We start from the raw sequence: 16,193 nt of genomic DNA on the forward strand, positions 1-16,193 counted from the left end.
CGTCCGCACCCGCACGACGACGAGGGACACCCGGCTCGCGGGTGCCCCTCGTGCGTGCGCTGCGGCTGAGCGGTGCTACTGGATCGGCTCCAGCGCGCCGACGATGTCCGTGACGTCCATGCGCGTCGAGCCCGCCGGGTCGTCGCCGGTGCCCGGCCCGGTGGAGACGACGGTGCTCCCGGCAATATCGACGGTGCTGCCCGTCGTCGAGGAGAGGGTCTCGATGTCGCCGGCGAACGTGTCGTAGAGGTAGGTCGCCTGAGGCCCCTCCTCCGGCCGGCCGACACCGATCACGACGGCGCCCGACTCGACGTCCACGTCGGCGGCGTCCTCGGTGACGACCTCACGGAGCGTGTCGGACGCCTCGTCGTAGACGTACACGAGGTGCTCACCCGCGCTCGTGACGGAGAAGACGATCTGGACCGTGTCGGGCGCGACCGGGTGGTCGGACACGGCGATGTCCGTCACCGACCCGCCGGGCAGATCGACCTCGAGGAGCTCCTGCGGGTCCTCGGCGTCCGGCCGATCACCGACCGCCATGATGCTGATGTTGCCGTCATCGTTCCTCGTGGTCCACGCCGTGCGCGAGGGGCTCGAGTCCACCTCCATGGCCGGCCCCAGGTTGAGCGGCTCGACGAACACATCCGGGTCGGCGATCCACAGGTCCAGGTGGCCGACCTCGCTCATCGGGTAGGTGAGGAAGGCGACCTGACCGTCGTGGGCAGCCACGTTCTCGGTGTCGGGCAGATAGGTGTCGTCGACCGACAGTTCGGTCGAGTCCACGAGCGTGCGGGTCTCGCCGGTGCTCGGGTCGTGCTCGACGTAGCTCCAGCCCTCCTCGGCCCGCACCCCATCGATGTCGGAGCGCGGCCCCAGGGCGAACGTCAGCACACCGTCATCGCCGACGTGCATCGGCCCGGACGGGTACTGCTCGGTGCCGGAGCCCGCCGGCAGGTCCACCTGCGCGTACTCGCCACCGGAGCCGGTCGCGATCTCCGCCTCGCTCACCTCACCCGCCTCGGGGTCGAAGGTGCGCTGGACGAGCGCCGCGTCGCTGCTCTCGCCCTCGGGCGGGAGCTGCCACTCGTAGGTGCCGAACGGGTCGGCCGTGGGGGCGATCCCGGTGACCGGGGAGTCCGGGCCCCCGGTGACCGCCGCGAAGTGCTGCTCGGGCTGGAGGGCGGGAAGCGACTGGTCGGCCGTCTGGCTCCCAGTGACACCGACCTCGGCACCCGCACCGTTGGTGAAGGTGATGCCGACCGCAGGGCCGGCGCCGCTCACGCCGTCGTCCGGAGCGGCGGAGCCGTCGTCGGGCGAGGTGGAGTCGCTCTCGGCGGGCGGCGCGGTCTGTCCGGAGCCGTCACCCGGGTCGGTGTCACCGTCCGGCGCGGGCGCCTCGGAGCCACTTCCCGGAGTGTCCTGGGCGTCGGGCGCGGGTGCGGCGCCGTCGTCCTCCCCGGCGACGGGCGGCCCGTCCGCCGGGACGTCCTGGCCGGCGCAGGCGCCGAGCCCGAGGACGACCTCGGCGCCGAACGGCAGTGCGACGAGTCGGTGGAGGGTCGGGCGGCGGTCGGTCGATCGGATCGCGCGGCTCATGGTGTCCCCCTTGCGTCGATCGCGTCGCCGATCGGCGACGCCGGTGCTCGGCCACCTCGGTGATGGCCACGTCCACGACGCTAGGAACCGGCTGAGGGGGTGTGCAGGGTCACGTCGGGATAGTTCTGGGGGCGGGACAACTCCCCTGCCGCTGGTCCAGGACCAGCCCATACATCGATATGCCGCAGCGCCGTGCGGCTTTCGCCGGGTGCTGCCCCTGCTCGCGACGACCGCTCGTGCGGGCGGGGGGACCACACCCCGTGCCCGCGTCGACTCAGGACCCGGTCCAGGCCAGCCGGTCGTCACCGGGCTCGCCGGCGCCGACGTCGGCGAGCAGCGTCGGGCCCGAGGCGCGGATGCCCGTGTACGCGGTGCCGGACCCGACGCCCAGGACCTCGCCGGACGCGAGATCCACCGAGAACAGGCCCCCGCCGCTCGGCGGGCCCGGCTGCCCGTCCCCGGCGTCGTCGACGGTCGCCAGCGTCCCCCACAGGCGGCCGTCGGCGACGACCGCACTCACCGACGCCCCGGTCGGCCCGACCGACCCGGTCCACGCGGCCTCGGCGATCGAGAGCACGACGGTGCCCAGCGTCTCCGGCGACGCACCGTCCGAGACCGCGACGCTCACGTAGCCGTCGGCGGCGCGCAGCAGGCCCGTTGGGTCGGCGGCGTCGGTGCCCACGGTCGCGAGGACCTCGGGCGAGGGCGAGCCGAGGTCGACGGTGACGACCTCCAGGCCCGCGTCGACCGGCACGGCCGCGACGAGGGTGGAGCCGTCGACGTCCCACGAACCTGGGCGTCCGTCGACGGGCAGCTCGACGGGCTCGCCGCCCTCGGGCACGTGGTGCACGGCCCCCTCGCCGCCCATGACGACGACGCCGTCGGGCGTGGCACGCAGGTCCGTCGGCTCCGCGACCGTGCCGTCGGCGGAGGAGACGAGCTCGACGGCGGTGCCCGCCCCCTCGTCGAGGCGCATGACCCGCCAGCCGTCGTCGGCGAAGGCGAGCCAGGCGATCCCCCCGGTGTCGGCGTCGACGTCGGTGCTGCGCGCGCTCGCTGTGCCGATGTCCGTGTCGTCCTGAAGGACGTAGGCGATCTCCTCGGCCTCGCCGCCCTGCTGCTCGCGGACGAGCGTGTGGTCGAGGTCCTCCTCGGTGCCCGTGACGTGCCAGGCGACGACGCTGCCGTCGGGGGCGGGCGCCGCGTCCGTGCGGCGGGCCCCGGCCTCGGTCTCGGCCGGCAGCTCCCAGGCGGCCTCGGGCAGCTCGCCGCCCTCGGGCACGTCGGCCGTCCAGCCCGCGGTGAGCTCATGGCCGTCCGCGGCGGTGACGGTGAGAGCCGCCCCCGCCCCGGCGGGCGCGGCGTCCGTCGGCGTGTCGATGTTCGCGTCCGCGGTGCCGCTCTCGCCGGGCGCCGCGGTGTTCCCGCCCTCGGCATCGGCCTCGGGCGGGGCCACCGACTCGCGCTCGGGCTCGACGCCCGAGTCCGCCGCCGAGTCCTCGTCCCCCGGCCCGCAGGCGCCGAGCACGAGGGCGGGGACCAGGACGAGAGCGAGGGCCGCCGCGGCCCGCGCGCGTCGCGCGCGACGCCCGGCGGGACCCGTCACGGTGGTCGTACCCGTCGAGGATGTCGTGCCCCTGGAGGAGGTCGTGCCCCGCACGGTGGTCGTGGTCGTCCTGCGCACGTCACTCCTCATCGGTGAATGTCGGGCCGTGGTGTGCCCAGTGTCGCCCGTCCGGGCGCCGCGGTGCACACGGGAGCCGGGGACCAGGACCCGACGGCGGCGCCGCGTCGCCGGTGGACGCCTCCGGTCGTACGTGCACCGGCACGTCGTCGATCGGCCGACGTCGTTCAGTCGACCCAGACGAGCGCCGGTCGCGGGTGGACAGGGATGACCTCGTTCGCCACGACCGCTGTTCCGTTGGCCGCGAGACTATTCACGGGGAAGTCGGAACGGGCGAGCGTCGTCCCGTCCACCAGGTCCACGGAGTAGAGCCCGGACACGGCGGCCGCCTCGTCGTCGCCCGCGGCGACCCAGAGGTGCTCGCCGGCCACCACACCGCCTCCGAGCGGGGAGTCGGCGACGACCCCGCCCACGAACCGGCCGTCATCGAGCGAGAGGACCAGCAGCCCGGAGACCGACTCGTCGGCGGGCTCGGACCTGACGTCCTCGACCAGGACCATGACGTGGTCCTGGGTCACGGCGAGGGACTGGACGGCCACCGCGTCGGGGACGGCGAGTGTGGCGATCGTGCGCGGTTCGGCCTCGGAGTCGGTGACGTCGAGCGCCATCACGTCGAGACCCTCCGCGCCGCCGTCCTGGAGCGCGACGACGTGTCCCGAACCCGCATCCCATGCGCTGGCCGTAGAGAGCTGGAACGGCAGCTCGCTCGGCGGCTCGCCAGGACGGACGACGTGCCCGCCGGCCTCCGGGTCGTAGTCCGCGACGACGAGCACGCCCTCGGTCAGCCAGATGCGGGTGGCCTCGATCCCCGTGCCCTCGTAGGCGACGACCTCGGCGGCGACCTCCGCGCCCGGCTCCAACGACATGACGCGCCAGGACCCGGAGCCGTCGGTCGCGCGCGCGAGCCAGGCGATGCTCCCGGACGCATCGGCAGCGTCGTCGACCACGGTCTGCTCGGGGTCCGCCACCCCGATGTCGGTCTCCCCCTCGAGCTCGTAGACCAGGTGCTCGGTGGTGCCGTCCGAACGGTGACGGAACAGGTTCCAGGAACCCTGGCCGGTGGAGCCCACGTCCCAGCCCACCACGGCGCCGTCGGGCGCAAGGGCGCGCGCGTGGGGTGCCTCGCCGGACCGGCCGCCCGGGACGAGCTCCCAGGCGCCGGGCAGCGGCTCGTCCGAGGCGGCGGCGAGCGAAGCCACCCAGCCCGGCGTCTGCTCGATGCCGGCCGTGTCCAGCACCCGCACCTCGTGCACATCACCCCGCGCCCAGCCGCTCGAAGTTCCGTCCGTGGGCCCGTCGCCGGCGGATCCGCCGGTGTCTGACGGGGCCTCGGGCGCCTCGCTCGCCGACTCGGTCGGTCGTGCGCCGTCGGAGACTGTGGGCGACTCGAGCGGGCCGGATGGGGACGACGACGACCCGGACCGGGACCCGGCCGGATCGTCGTCGCCACCACCGCACGAGCCGAGCAGAAGGGCTGCGGCGAGGCCGGCGGCGGCCGCACGGAGTGCCGTGGCCACCCTGCTGGTGGTGGTCGTCCTACGCACGTCGCTCCTCGTCGAGGTCCGTCCGGTCGATACCTGCGCATTCTCGCCCGGACCGGGGATCCGCGCACGGGAGGACACGGGGAGTCGACCCATGGGCACGACGACGGGCCGGCACCCGGGTGGGTGCCGGCCCGTGCCGCACTCTCGACGAACCCCGAGCGCACGCTCGGCGACGGGGGCGGGTCGTGTCAGACGTTGAAGCCGAGCGCGCGCAGCTGGTCGCGGCCCTCGCCCGTGATCTTGTCCGGGCCCCACGGCGGCAGCCACACCCAGTTGATGCGGTGCTCCGTGACGAGCCCGTCGAGCGCCATCGCGGTCTGGTCCTCGATGACGTCGGTCAGCGGGCAGGCCGCCGAGGTGAGCGTCATGTCGATGCTCGCGTGGTTCGACTGGTCCACGGTGATCCCGTAGACGAGGCCGAGGTCGACCACGTTGATGCCGAGCTCGGGGTCGATGACGTCGCGCATCGCCTCCTCGACGTCGGCGGCGAGCGTCGCGGTCGGCCCGGCCGGGGCCGGCGCCGCCATCTCGCCCGTGTAGGTCTGCCCCTGTGTGGTGCCCGGGGCGTCGGTCGTCTCGCTCATGCGTCCTCCTGGGTCAGTGCCTGGGCGAGCGCGTCCCGCAGAGCCATCCAGCCGAGCAGGGCGCACTTGATACGTGCGTGGAACTTGGCCACCCCGACGAACGCCGTCGCGTCGCCGAGCCGGTCGGACCGTTCGTCGTCGAGGTCCTCGCCCCGGTTGTGCATGAGCTCCCGGAACGTCTCGTGGATCTCGTCGACCGTCCGGACCTCCTCGCCGGTCACGAGGTCGGTGAGCACCGAGATCGAGGCCTGCGAGATGGAGCAGCCGTGGCCGTCCCACCCGACCTGCTCAACGACGGGGGCGCCGTCGTTGTTCCCCAGGCGCACGCGCATCGTCACCTGGTCGCCGCAGGTCGGGTTGACCTGGAACGACTCGCCGTCGAACGGGTCGATGAGGCCGGCGCCGTGCCGCTCGCGCGAGTGGTCGAGGATGACCTGCTGGTAGAGCTGTTCCATCGCGGTCGCCATGTCAGCCTCCCAGTCCGAAGAACGGTCGAACGCCGGCGAGCGCGTCCGCGAACGCGGCCACGTCGTCGGCGCTGGTGTACGGGCCGGCCGACGCGCGCGTGGACGCGTGGACACCGAGGCGCCGGTGGAGCGGCTGCGCGCAGTGGTGGCCCACCCGCACGGCCACGCCGGCGGCGTCGAGCACCTGCCCGACGTCGTGGGGGTGCACCCCGTCGACGTCGAACGCCACGGTCGCGAGCCGGTCGACCTGCTCGTCGGGGCCGAGCAGGCGCACCCCGTCGACGCCGCGGACGGCGTCGAGCAGGAGGGCGGCCATCTCGGCCTCGTGGGCGGCGACCGCGTCCATGCCCAGGTCACCCAGGTACTGGGCGGCCGCGGCCATCCCGACGGCCTGGGCGATCATCTGGGAGCCGGCCTCGAAGCGGGCCGGTGGCGGCATGAAGGTCGTCGACTCCATCTGCACGACCTCGACCATGGACCCGCCCGTGAGGAACGGCGGCATGGCCTCGAGCACCTCGCGACGGCCGTAGAGGGCCCCCACGCCGGTCGGCCCGAGCATCTTGTGGCTCGAGAAGGCGGCGACGTCGACGCCCAGCGCGGCGAGGTCGACGGGCAGGTGCGGGACGGACTGGCAGGCGTCGAGCACCGTGAGGGCGCCGACCTCCTGGGCCCGGGCGATGATCGGCGCGACCGGATTGATCGCACCGGTGACGTTCTGCGCGTGCGCGAGGGCGACGACCTTCGTGCGGTCGGTGATGACGTCGAGGGTCGACAGGTCGATGCGACCGTCGTCGGTCAGGCCGAGCCAGCGCAGGGTGGCGCCCGTGTGGGCGGCGACCTCCTGCCACGGCACGAGGTTCGCGTGGTGCTCGGCCTCGGTGACGACGATCTCGTCGCCCTCGGACAGGACGAACCGGCTCGACGCCGTCCCGCCGCGGCCGGCGGTCGCGTTGATGAAGGCGTACGCGACGAGGTTGAGGCCCTCGGTGGCGTTCTTCGTCCACACGATCTCTTCCGTGCGGACGCCGACGAACCGAGCCACGGTGGCGCGGGCGTCCTCGTAGAGCTGCGTCGCCTCGTCGGCGAGCTGGTGCGCACCGCGGTGCACGGCCGCGTTCGACCGCTCGTAGAACAGCTCCTCGGCCGCGAGGACGACGCTCGGCTTCTGCGAGGTCGCGCCCGAGTCGAGGTAGACCAGCGGGCGGTCGTCCGCGAGCGTGCGGGCGAGGATCGGGAAGTCGGCGCGGACGGCGGCCAGGTCGTAGCCGTGGCCGACGCCGCGCGCACCCGCCCCGGCAGCGGTGCTGCCGGTGGCGGGTGCGGCGGTGGTGGAGCTCATCGTGGTCGTCAGGCCCCCACCGGGCTGAAGCGGTCGTAGCCCTCGGACTCGAGACGCTCGGCGAGCTCGGGGCCACCCTCCTCGGCGACGCGGCCGTCGACGAAGACGTGGACGAAGTCCGGGGTCACGTACTTGAGGATCCGCGTGTAGTGCGTGATGAGCAGGATCCCGGCGCCGATGTCGGCGTGCACGTCGTTGATGCCCTCGGACACCACGCGCAGCGCGTCGACGTCAAGACCGGAGTCCGTCTCGTCCAGGACGGCGAAGCGCGGCCGCAGCAGACCCATCTGGAGGATCTCGTGGCGCTTCTTCTCGCCGCCCGAGAAGCCGGTGTTGACGTCGCGCTGGGCGAAGGCGGGGTCCATGCGCAGGTTCTGCATGGCGCCGCTGACGTCCTTGACCCAGGTGCGCAGCGCGGGGGCCTCGCCGTCGATCGCGGTCTTCGCGGTGCGCAGGAAGTTCGACACCGTGACGCCCGGGACCTCGACCGGGTACTGCATGGCGAGGAACATACCGGCGCGGGCGCGCTCGTCGACGCTCATCTCGAGGATGTTCTCGCCGTCCAGGAGGACCTCGCCCTCGGTGACCGTGTACTTCGGGTGACCGGCGATGGAGTACGCGAGCGTCGACTTGCCGGAGCCGTTCGGGCCCATGACGGCGTGGATCTCGCCGGAGTTGATGGTGAGGTCGACGCCGCGCAGGATCGGCTTCGGGCCGTCCGCGGTCTCGACGGACACGTGGAGGTTCTTGATCTCCAGGGTGGACATGTGGTGCTCCTTGACGTTTCTGGGCGGCCGCTCAGGCGGCGTTGACGTGGGTGTCGGGGTCGATCAGCACGTCGTCACCCTCGATGGCGAGGGCGTAGACGGTGACCGGCACCGTGGCGGGCAGGGAGGTGGGACGGCCGGTGCGCAGGTCGAACGCGGACCCGTGCTTCCAGCACTCGAGCGCCCCGTCGAACACCTCGCCGTCGGACAGCGAGATCCGCTCGTGGCTGCAGGTGTCGTCCAGCGCGTGGAGACTGCCGTCCTCGTCGCGCGCGAGCGCGATGCGTCGCTCGCGGCCGTCCTCGCCCGACGCCGTCACGAGCGTGACGTCGCCGGGTTCGAGGTCGGCCGCGGAGGCGACACGGGTCATGCTCACGCGCTGCTCGCCATCGTGAGGTCCAGCTCGGCCTCGATGGCCTTCGTCAGTCCCTCCTCGACCTCGGGCACGCCGATCTGCTTGATGAGCTCGGCGAAGAAGCCGTGGACGACGAGCCGGCGGGCCTCCTCCTCGGGGATGCCGCGGGCCCGCAGGTAGAACAGCTGCTCGTCGTCGAAGCGTCCGGTCGCCGAGGCGTGGCCGGCCCCCTCGATCTCACCGGTCTCGATCTCGAGGTTCGGCACCGAGTCGGCGCGCGCCCCCTCGGTGAGGACGAGGTTGCGGTTGAGCTCGTAGGTGTCGGTGCCCTCGGCCTCCTTGCGGATGAGGACGTCCCCCACCCACACCGAGTGCGCGCTCTCGCCCTGCAGGGCGCCCTTGTACGTCGCGTTCGACTTGCACGACGGCACCGCGTGGTCGACGAACAGGCGGTGCTCCTGGTGCTGGCCGGAGTCCGTGAAGTACAGGCCGAGCAGCTCGAGGTCGCCGCCGGTGCCCTCGAAGCGGGCGTTCGTCGAGACGCGCACCACCTCGCCGCCGAGCGTGACGACGACGTGCTTGACCGTGGCGTCCTTCGCGATCTGGATCGCGTTCTCCGACAGGTGGATCGCGTCGTCGTCCCACTCCTGGAGCGTGACCAGGGTGACGTGCGAACCCTCGGCGGCGTCGAGCGTGAGCCGCTCGCCGTACGTGGCAGAGCCGGTGTGGCGCACGACGACGATCGCGCGGGAGTTCGCCCCCACCTCGACGACGACGTTGCCCCACACGAGGTCCGAGACCGAGGAGCCGGACAGGCCGAGCATGACCGGGCGGTCCAGCTCGGTGTCCGCCGGCACGCTGACGAGCACCGTCTTCCCGCCGTGCTCCGCGGCCGCCGCAGCGGGCCGGTCGCCGGGCAGGATGCGGGTGCGTCCGCGGGCGTCCTCGGCCGAGATCTCGGTGAGGGTGACGCCGTCGGGCAGCTCGGTGTCCCAGGCCAGCCGTGCGGAGCTCGGCTCCGCGGCGAGGATCTCCTGGAGGGAGTCGACGGGGGTGAACCGCCACTCCTCCTCCCTGCCGGTGGGCACGGGCAGGTCGGCAAGGTCGAACGACGCGGCGCGGGCGGCCCGCGAGGCCTCGGGGACGACCCCGTGGCTGTGCGCGTCGTCGGCGCGCGCCTGGGAGTGATCGACGATCGGGGTGGCGGTCATCAGCCGACGCTTCCTTCCATCTGCAGCTCGATGAGGCGGTTGAGCTCCAGGGCGTACTCCATGGGCAGCTCACGGGCGATGGGCTCGACGAAGCCGCGGACGATCATCGCCATGGCCTCCGTCTCCTCCATGCCTCGGGACATGAGGTAGAACAGCTGCTCCTCGCTGACCTTGGAGACGGTGGCCTCGTGGCCCATCTCCACGTCGTCGACGCGGACGTCGACGTACGGGTAGGTGTCGGAGCGCGAGACGGTGTCGACGAGCAGCGCGTCGCACAGCACGTTGGACTTGCTGTGCGCGGCACCCTCGAGCACCTGGACGAGCCCCCGGTAGGAGGCGCGACCGCCGCCGCGGGCCACGGACTTCGAGACGATCGAGCTCGAGGTGTGCGGCGCGAGGTGCACCATCTTCGAGCCGGTGTCCTGGTGCTGGTCGGCGCCGGCGAAGGCGATCGAGAGGGTCTCGCCCCGGGCGTGCTCGCCCATGAGGTAGACCGCCGGGTACTTCATCGTCACCTTGGAGCCGATGTTGCCGTCGATCCACTCCATGACGCCGCCCTGCTCGACCGTGGCGCGCTTGGTGACGAGGTTGTACACGTTGTTCGACCAGTTCTGGATCGTCGTGTAGCGGACGCGGGCGTCCTTCTTGACGATGATCTCGACGACCGCGGAGTGCAGCGAGTCCGACTTGTAGATCGGCGCGGTGCAGCCCTCGACGTAGTGCACGTAGGAGCCCTCGTCCGCGATGATCAGCGTCCGCTCGAACTGCCCCATGTTCTCCGTGTTGATGCGGAAGTAGGCCTGCAGCGGGATCTCGACATGGACGCCCTTGGGGACGTACACGAACGAGCCGCCCGACCACACGGCGGTGTTGAGCGAGGCGAACTTGTTGTCCCCCGGGGGGATCACGGTGCCGAAGTACTCCTCGAAGATCTCCGGGTGCTCCTTGAGCGCCGTGTCAGTGTCGAGGAAGAGGACGCCCTGCTGCTCCAGGTCCTCACGGATCTGGTGGTAGACGACCTCGGACTCGTACTGGGCGGCGACACCCGCGACGAGCCGCTGCTTCTCGGCCTCCGGGATGCCCAGCCGGTCGTACGTGTTCTTGATGTCCTCCGGGAGGTCCTCCCAGCTCGTCGCCTGCTTCTCCGTGGACCGCACGAAGTACTTGATCAGGTCGAAGTCGATGCCGGACAGGTCCGCGCCCCACTCGGGCATGGGCTTGCGGTCGAACAGGCGCAGCGCCTTGAGTCGGAGTTTGCGCATCCACTCGGACTCGTCCTTCTTGTCCGAGATGTCGCGCACGACGTCCTCGGACAGGCCGCGGCGCGCCGCCTGTCCGGCGTCGTCCGAGTCGCGCCAGCCGTAGCCGTACTGACCGATGGACGCGATCGTCTCTTCCTGGGTCAGCTGCTCCCGGGCGGGAGGTGTTGTGGTGGTCATCGAGGTCCTTCCGTGCCGACCGGTGTCGGGTGGGGGTTCTGACGTGTGGGAAGTGCCAGTGGCACGTGGGTGGTGCACATGTAGCCGCCGCTCGCGAGGGTCGCGAGCCGCTGCACGTGGACACCGAGGAGGCGGGAGAACGCACGCGTCTCCGCCTCGCAGAGCTGGGGGAACGCCTCGGCCACGTCCTGCACCGGGCAGTGCCCCTGGCAGAGCTGGACGGCGATCTCGTTGTCGCCGACCTTGCGCACGGTGGCGGCGTAGCCGTCGGCGGTCAGCGCCTCCGCGAGGGCCTGCACGCGCTCCGCGCCCGGGCTGGTGCCCTCGAGCTGGTCGGCGTAGCGGCGCTCGAGGTCGCCGACGCGCCGGTCGGCGAACTCGTCGGCCGCCTCGGCGCCGGCCTTCTCCACGAGGAAGTCGAGGACCTGCCCGGCGAGGTCGGAGTAGGCGTCGGTGAACTCGGCGCGGCCGGCGTCGGTCGCGACATAGTGCCGGGCGGGACGGCCGCGGCGCGGGGTCGTCGTCCCGGGGTTGCGCTGCACGGTGATGAGGCCCTGGGCCTCCAGTGCGCCGATGTGGCGGCGCACGGCGGCCGAGGTGAGCTCGAGCTCGTCGGCCACGTCCGCGGCGCAGACCGGGCCGTGCTCGAGCACGAGCCCGAGCACGCGGTCGCGCGTGGAGGTGTCCTCGCCCCCGGTGGTCGGGTGCAGCGGTGGGCTCGCCTGCGTCATGCGTGCCTCCCTCTGTCGATGTCACCGACGAGGGGCCCTGACGGGCTCGTCCTGGAGCGGCGGGCTGCCGCCCGAGGTCGCCGATGAATTACACACAGTATGCGTTGCCTAAAGGGGGTCGTCCAGCAAGGTTCGCCTAACCTGGCGGAGCGTTCGCGGGCGGCTCAATGGGCCTGTGACCAGGCACACCGCGCTGGTAGGCGGGGTCCGGGAGGGTGTCGTCGAGGAGTCTGTGACGTGGGTCGCGGGGGCCTGTGGGCGGGTGTGGGGACGGTCGTGGCGGCTGGTGTGGGGGCTGTAGTGGCGACTGGTGTGGGGGCTGGTGTGGGGGCGGAAGTGGCGGCGGGTGCGGCGGCTGGTGTGGGGGCGGTAGTGGCGGCTGGTGTGGGCACGTCGATCAGCCGGTGATCGGCGAGGCCGGTCCGGTTCGCCGACGTCCTCGACTCGCGCCGATCCCGCCGAGGCAATCAGGTAACCGTCGAGACAGGGCCCCGCGGGGGTTGACTCGGCACCTACCTCACTGACTCGGCGCACGGCAGGCCAGGGCAGCGGCCGGTGCAGGTAGGCGCGATCCGCCCGGTGGGGTGGCGGCGTGGCCTCCGCACCGAGGACGCGGTCGAGGTGCCGAGGACGCGGTGTCCCCGCCGAGGACGCGGTCGAGGTGCCGAGAGCACCGACGGCGGCCCTCCACTCGACACCCAGCTCGTCATCTCGGCGACACACCGCACCCTCGACGCCGGTGCAGGCTCGATCAGCCCGGAACCGGACAGCCAGCCGTTGCAGGCTCGCTCAGCCCGGAACCGGACAGCCAGCCGGGGCGCCGTCGCCGTGCGGCCGAGCTCCTCGCCGTCGACGGGCGACCGAGGTCCCCGCCGTCGACGACAGGCCGAGGTCCCCGCCGTCGACGGCAGGCCGAGGTCTCCGACGACGACGAACGACCCACGCCCGCGCACCTCTCTCTCTCCCCCCCCGGCCCTCGCCGATCCCTCCTCCCGGCACTCAGGCGTACCCGAGTGCGTGCTTCGCGGCCGCGTGCTGCTCCGCAACGACGGGTGTGAGCTCGGTCCGTCCGAGGCTCGTCCGGTCCGTCGCCCATCTCGGGAAGGAGCCCGTGAGGGTGGCCGCGGCCTGCGCGGCAGCGCCGAGGGCGACGTACTCACCGGGTGAGGGGACGTCGACGGGCACGTCGACCAGCTGCGGGAGGATCGCACGCACGGCCCGGTTGTCGGCCGCCCCTCCGATGAGCAGGAGCCGGTGGACGGGCACGCCGAGGCGGGCGAGGGCCTCGAGCATGACGACCTGGCTGGCGAGCATGCCCTCGAACGTGGCGCGGGCGAGGTTGGCCGGCGTGAGGTTCTCCAGCGTGAGGCCGTGCAGCGAGCCGCGGGCTCCCGGGAGGTTGGGGGTCCGCTCCCCCGTGAAGTACGGCAGGAGCGCGAGTCCGTCCGCGCCCGGGGCGGCCTCCAGCGCGAGGTCGGCCAGCGCGGCGTGGTCCAGTCCGAGGAGCCGCCCCACGACGTCGAGGTCCCGCGCCGCGTTGAGCGTGGCCGCGAGCGGGAGGTGGTCGCCGGTGCAGTCGGCGAAGCTCGCGTGCACCCGCTGCTCGTCCTGCACCGGGCGGTCGGTCCGGGCGTAGACGGTGCCCGAGGTCCCCAGGGACATGACGGCGTCCCCGACCTCGAGCTGCAGCGCGAGTGCCGCGGCGGCGTTGTCCCCCGCGCCCACCCCGATCGGCAGTCCCGCAGGGATGCCCGGGAGGCCCTCCGCGGTGGTGCCCGCGGAGTCGGTGGGGCCGAGCACGCGGGGCAGGACCGCGCGCCTGCCCAGGGCGAGCTCGAACAGGTCCAGGTCGTAGTCCTCGGTGGTGCCGGACCAGTAGCCGGTGCCGCTGGCGTCGGAGCGGTCCGTCGTCAGCTCCTGCAGGTCTGGGTCGTCCGGGCCGAACCCGCGCAGACGCCACGTGAGGTGGTCGTGCGGCAGGGCGACCGCGGCGGTGCGCGCGGCGTTGTCCGGCTCGTCGTCCCGCAGCCAGCGCACCTTCGTCACCGTGTACGAGGGCAGGAGCGCGAGCCCGGTGCGCCGGACCCACTCCTCCGGCGGGAGGTCCTCGTGCAGGGAGTCCACGGCGGTGTGGGAGCGGGTGTCGTTCCACAGCAGGGCGTCGCGAACCACCTCGCCGCGCTCGTCGAGGCAGACCATGCCGTGCTGCTGGGCGCCGACCGAGATCGCGGCGACGTCGTCCAGACCGCCGGCATCCTCGACCGCCGCCAGGAGGGCGTCCCACCAGGCGTTCGGATCGACGGCGGTGCCGTCCGGGTGCGGGGCCCGCCCCTCGCGCACGACCTCACCGGTGTCCGCATCGACGACGAGGACCTTGCAGCTCTGGGTCGAGGAGTCGACCCCCGCGACGAGCGTCATGGCACACCTTCCTCAGGGATCATGCTGGCCCGACCATGGTGGCACCGGGCAGGCCGCCGCGCAGCGGGCGGTCGGCGCAGCCCGGGCCGGCGGACGGGCACCAGGTACACCGGCACCCCGAACTACCCTGAGCCGGTGCCCGACTCCCCCGCCGCGCTCGAGGTGCGCGAGCTCCGCCGCGCGTACGGCGGCCGCCCCGCCGCCGACGGCATCGACCTGACGGCGGCCGCCGGTGAGGTCACGGCCCTGCTCGGCCCGAACGGGGCGGGCAAGACGACGACTGTGGAGTGCTGCGTCGGTCTGCGCCGACCGGACTCGGGGACGATCCGCGTGCTCGGGCTCGACCGGTCCGACCCGGCGTCGGCCGCGCCCCTGCGCGAGTCCGTCGGCGTCATGCTCCAGGACGGCGGCCTGCCGATGGCGCCGCGCGCCGGCGACGTCCTCACCCACGTCTCCCGGATGTACGACCGTCCCCTCGACCCGGGTGAGCTGCTCGAACGCCTCGACCTCACCTCGTCCGCCCGCACGCCCGTGCGGCGCCTGTCCGGCGGTCAGCGCCAGCGGCTCGCGCTCGCGTGCGCCGTCGTCGGCCGGCCCCGGCTCGTGTTCCTCGACGAGCCCAGCGCCGGCCTCGACCCCCGCTCGCGCCGGGAGACGTGGGCCCTTGTGCGCGAGCTGCGCTCCGACGGCGTGGCGATCGTGCTCACCACCCACCTCATGGACGACGCCGAGGAGCTCGCCGACCAGGTGGTCGTCGTCGACGCCGGGACCGTCGTGGCGACCGGGGCCCCTGGTGAGCTCGCCGGGCACTCGCTCGTCGACGCGTTCGCACCCGCCGGGCGCGCGGGGGCGGACTGGGCCCGCGACCTCTCCGCCGCGCTCGCGGCCGCCGGCCGGACGGACCTCGCGGAGGCCACCGCGCCGGCCCGGGACGGCGCCGCCGCCCGCGTCCTGCTCGCGCCCGGGACGCACGGGCCCGACGCCCACGACGTCGCCGCGGTCTCCGCCGCCGCAGAGACGGCCGCCGCCGAGGTGACCGGGAACGCCGCCGCAGAGACGGCCACCGCCGAGGTGACGAGGGCGGGCGGTCCGACCGGGGCGGGCGACGCCGCCGCAGAGACGGCCGCCTCGGCCGAGCCGGTCGAGACAGCCACCGCCCGCGCGGGCGTCGAGATCGTCGCGGGCCGGCGCACGCTGGAGGACGCGTTCCTCGCGCTCACCGGTCGCTCCCTCTCCCCCTCCCCCGACCCGGAACTGGACGACGGCGCCTCGTCGCGCCGTCGCCGGAGGTCCCGGTGAGCCCCGCGGTGCGCCGGGCCCTCGCGCAGGCCCGGTTCGACACGGTCGGCACGCTGCGCAACGGGGAGCAGCTGCTGCTCACCCTGCTCATGCCGATCGGCGCGCTCGTCGCGCTCGTGATGACCGACGTCGTGGCGCTCCCGGTCTCCGGCTCCGGCCAGGAGCACGGCGCGGCCCTAGGTTCGGCCCTTGCCCTCGCGATCAGCGCCGCCGGCCTGCCCTCGGTGGCGATCGCGCTCGCCTTCGACCGTCGGTGGGGCGTGCTGCGGCAGCTCGCCACGACCCCTCTCGGGCCCCGCGGCCTGCTCGCCGGGCGTGCGGGTGCGGTGCTCGCGCTCGTCGTGGTCCAGGTGGTGCTGCTGACGGCCACCGCGCTCGTCGTCGGGTGGCGCCCCGACCTCGGGAGCTGGTCGGTGGCCGTGCCCGTCGCCCTGCTCACGGTGCTCCTGGGCACGGCGGCGTTCACCGCGTTCGGCGTGATCGTCGGCGGCACGCTGCGGGCCGAGGCCGTGCTCGCGATCGCCAACACCCTGTGGGTGCTGCTCGCTGCCGGTGGCGGGGTCCTCGCCCCGACGTCGACCTACCCTGCCTGGTGGGGCGCGATCGTCTCGTTCACCCCGTCCGGCGCGCTCGGCGAGGCGCTGCGCTCGCTCGCGACACCGGGCGCTCCGGACTGGCTGTCGGTCGCGGTCCTCGCGGCGTGGGCCGTGGTCCTGCCCGTGGTTGCGGCGCGCGTGGTCCGCTGGGAGGAGTAGTCCC

The 16,193-nt window shown here is 73.4% G+C and carries 14 protein-coding genes; 2 read left to right on the forward strand and 12 right to left on the reverse strand.

Going from position 1 to position 16,193, the window contains the following annotated elements; genetic code table 11:
* Window positions 1-75: 75 nt before the first annotated feature.
* The 12 genes from ACZLKG_RS08030 to xylB all read right to left on the reverse strand — a co-directional run bounded on the left by ACZLKG_RS08030 (window position 76) and on the right by xylB (window position 14,135).
* A complete protein-coding gene (locus ACZLKG_RS08030; protein ID WP_463648449.1) occupies window positions 76-1,596 on the reverse strand; it encodes a hypothetical protein in 1,521 nt (506 codons plus the stop codon).
* Between the two features lie 274 nt (window positions 1,597-1,870).
* Window positions 1,871-3,280 carry an SMP-30/gluconolactonase/LRE family protein gene (locus ACZLKG_RS08035; RefSeq protein WP_463648450.1) on the reverse strand — a complete coding sequence of 470 codons (1,410 nt, stop codon included), beginning with the start codon at window positions 3,278-3,280 and terminating at the stop codon, window positions 1,871-1,873.
* A 167-nt stretch (window positions 3,281-3,447) separates the two neighbouring features.
* A complete protein-coding gene (locus ACZLKG_RS08040) occupies window positions 3,448-4,518 on the reverse strand; it encodes a hypothetical protein (protein ID WP_463648451.1) in 1,071 nt (356 codons plus the stop codon).
* Window positions 4,519-5,012: 494 nt separating this feature from the next.
* Entirely contained in the window at window positions 5,013-5,351 is a 339-nt protein-coding gene (locus tag ACZLKG_RS08045) for a metal-sulfur cluster assembly factor (protein WP_425709730.1), read from the reverse strand.
* Window positions 5,352-5,404: 53 nt separating this feature from the next.
* Entirely contained in the window at window positions 5,405-5,875 is a 471-nt protein-coding gene (gene sufU, locus ACZLKG_RS08050) for a Fe-S cluster assembly sulfur transfer protein SufU (RefSeq protein ID WP_425709698.1), read from the reverse strand.
* 1 nt (window position 5,876) lies between these two features.
* A complete protein-coding gene (locus ACZLKG_RS08055; protein ID WP_463648452.1) occupies window positions 5,877-7,214 on the reverse strand; it encodes a SufS family cysteine desulfurase in 1,338 nt (445 codons plus the stop codon).
* Window positions 7,215-7,222: 8 nt separating this feature from the next.
* Window positions 7,223-7,981, reverse strand: a complete 759-nt coding sequence (sufC, locus tag ACZLKG_RS08060) for a Fe-S cluster assembly ATPase SufC (RefSeq protein ID WP_425709700.1) — start codon at window positions 7,979-7,981, stop codon at window positions 7,223-7,225.
* Between the two features lie 31 nt (window positions 7,982-8,012).
* A complete protein-coding gene (locus ACZLKG_RS08065; RefSeq protein ID WP_425709731.1) occupies window positions 8,013-8,351 on the reverse strand; it encodes a non-heme iron oxygenase ferredoxin subunit in 339 nt (112 codons plus the stop codon).
* Window positions 8,352-8,353: 2 nt separating this feature from the next.
* Window positions 8,354-9,547 (reverse strand): Fe-S cluster assembly protein SufD, encoded by a 1,194-nt coding sequence (sufD, locus tag ACZLKG_RS08070; protein ID WP_425709701.1) that lies wholly within the window; start codon window positions 9,545-9,547, stop codon window positions 8,354-8,356.
* On the reverse strand, window positions 9,547-10,986 hold the full coding sequence (gene sufB / locus ACZLKG_RS08075) for a Fe-S cluster assembly protein SufB (RefSeq protein WP_425709702.1): 1,440 nt from the start codon (window positions 10,984-10,986) through the stop codon (window positions 9,547-9,549). Before sufB ends, sufD begins: the two co-directional genes overlap by 1 nt.
* Window positions 10,983-11,717: a helix-turn-helix transcriptional regulator gene (locus ACZLKG_RS08080; protein ID WP_425709703.1), complete on the reverse strand. Its 735-nt coding sequence runs from the start codon at window positions 11,715-11,717 to the stop codon at window positions 10,983-10,985. Before ACZLKG_RS08080 ends, sufB begins: the two co-directional genes overlap by 4 nt.
* Window positions 11,718-12,716: 999 nt before the next feature.
* On the reverse strand, window positions 12,717-14,135 hold the full coding sequence (gene xylB, locus ACZLKG_RS08085; RefSeq protein ID WP_463648453.1) for a xylulokinase: 1,419 nt from the start codon (window positions 14,133-14,135) through the stop codon (window positions 12,717-12,719).
* 135 nt (window positions 14,136-14,270) lie between these two features.
* Between xylB and ACZLKG_RS08090 the strand changes: the two genes are divergently transcribed.
* The gene (locus tag ACZLKG_RS08090; RefSeq protein ID WP_463648454.1) at window positions 14,271-15,434 is read left to right on the forward strand and encodes an ABC transporter ATP-binding protein; all 1,164 of its coding nucleotides are present in this window, start codon (window positions 14,271-14,273) and stop codon (window positions 15,432-15,434) included.
* On the forward strand, window positions 15,431-16,189 hold the full coding sequence (locus ACZLKG_RS08095) for an ABC transporter permease (RefSeq protein ID WP_463648455.1): 759 nt from the start codon (window positions 15,431-15,433) through the stop codon (window positions 16,187-16,189). Before ACZLKG_RS08090 ends, ACZLKG_RS08095 begins: the two co-directional genes overlap by 4 nt.
* Window positions 16,190-16,193: the final 4 nt, after the last annotated feature.

Source organism: Georgenia sp. Z2081 (genome assembly GCF_055326445.1).

Bases quoted from the DNA above. Each gene is read 5' to 3' on its own strand.
- sufU (WP_425709698.1), bottom strand. From the start codon at position 5,875: ATGGCGACCGCGATGGAACAGCTCTACCAGCAGGTCATCCTCGACCAC.
- sufB (WP_425709702.1), bottom strand. From the start codon at position 10,986: ATGACCACCACAACACCTCCCGCCCGGGAGCAGCTGACCCAGGAAGAG.
- ACZLKG_RS08055 (WP_463648452.1), bottom strand. From the start codon at position 7,214: ATGAGCTCCACCACCGCCGCACCCGCCACCGGCAGCACCGCTGCCGGG.
- sufC (WP_425709700.1), bottom strand. From the start codon at position 7,981: ATGTCCACCCTGGAGATCAAGAACCTCCACGTGTCCGTCGAGACCGCG.
- ACZLKG_RS08065 (WP_425709731.1), bottom strand. From the start codon at position 8,351: ATGACCCGTGTCGCCTCCGCGGCCGACCTCGAACCCGGCGACGTCACG.
- sufD (WP_425709701.1), bottom strand. From the start codon at position 9,547: ATGACCGCCACCCCGATCGTCGATCACTCCCAGGCGCGCGCCGACGAC.
- ACZLKG_RS08030 (WP_463648449.1), bottom strand. From the start codon at position 1,596: ATGAGCCGCGCGATCCGATCGACCGACCGCCGCCCGACCCTCCACCGA.
- xylB (WP_463648453.1), bottom strand. From the start codon at position 14,135: ATGACGCTCGTCGCGGGGGTCGACTCCTCGACCCAGAGCTGCAAGGTC.
- ACZLKG_RS08045 (WP_425709730.1), bottom strand. From the start codon at position 5,351: ATGGCGGCGCCGGCCCCGGCCGGGCCGACCGCGACGCTCGCCGCCGAC.
- ACZLKG_RS08080 (WP_425709703.1), bottom strand. From the start codon at position 11,717: ATGACGCAGGCGAGCCCACCGCTGCACCCGACCACCGGGGGCGAGGAC.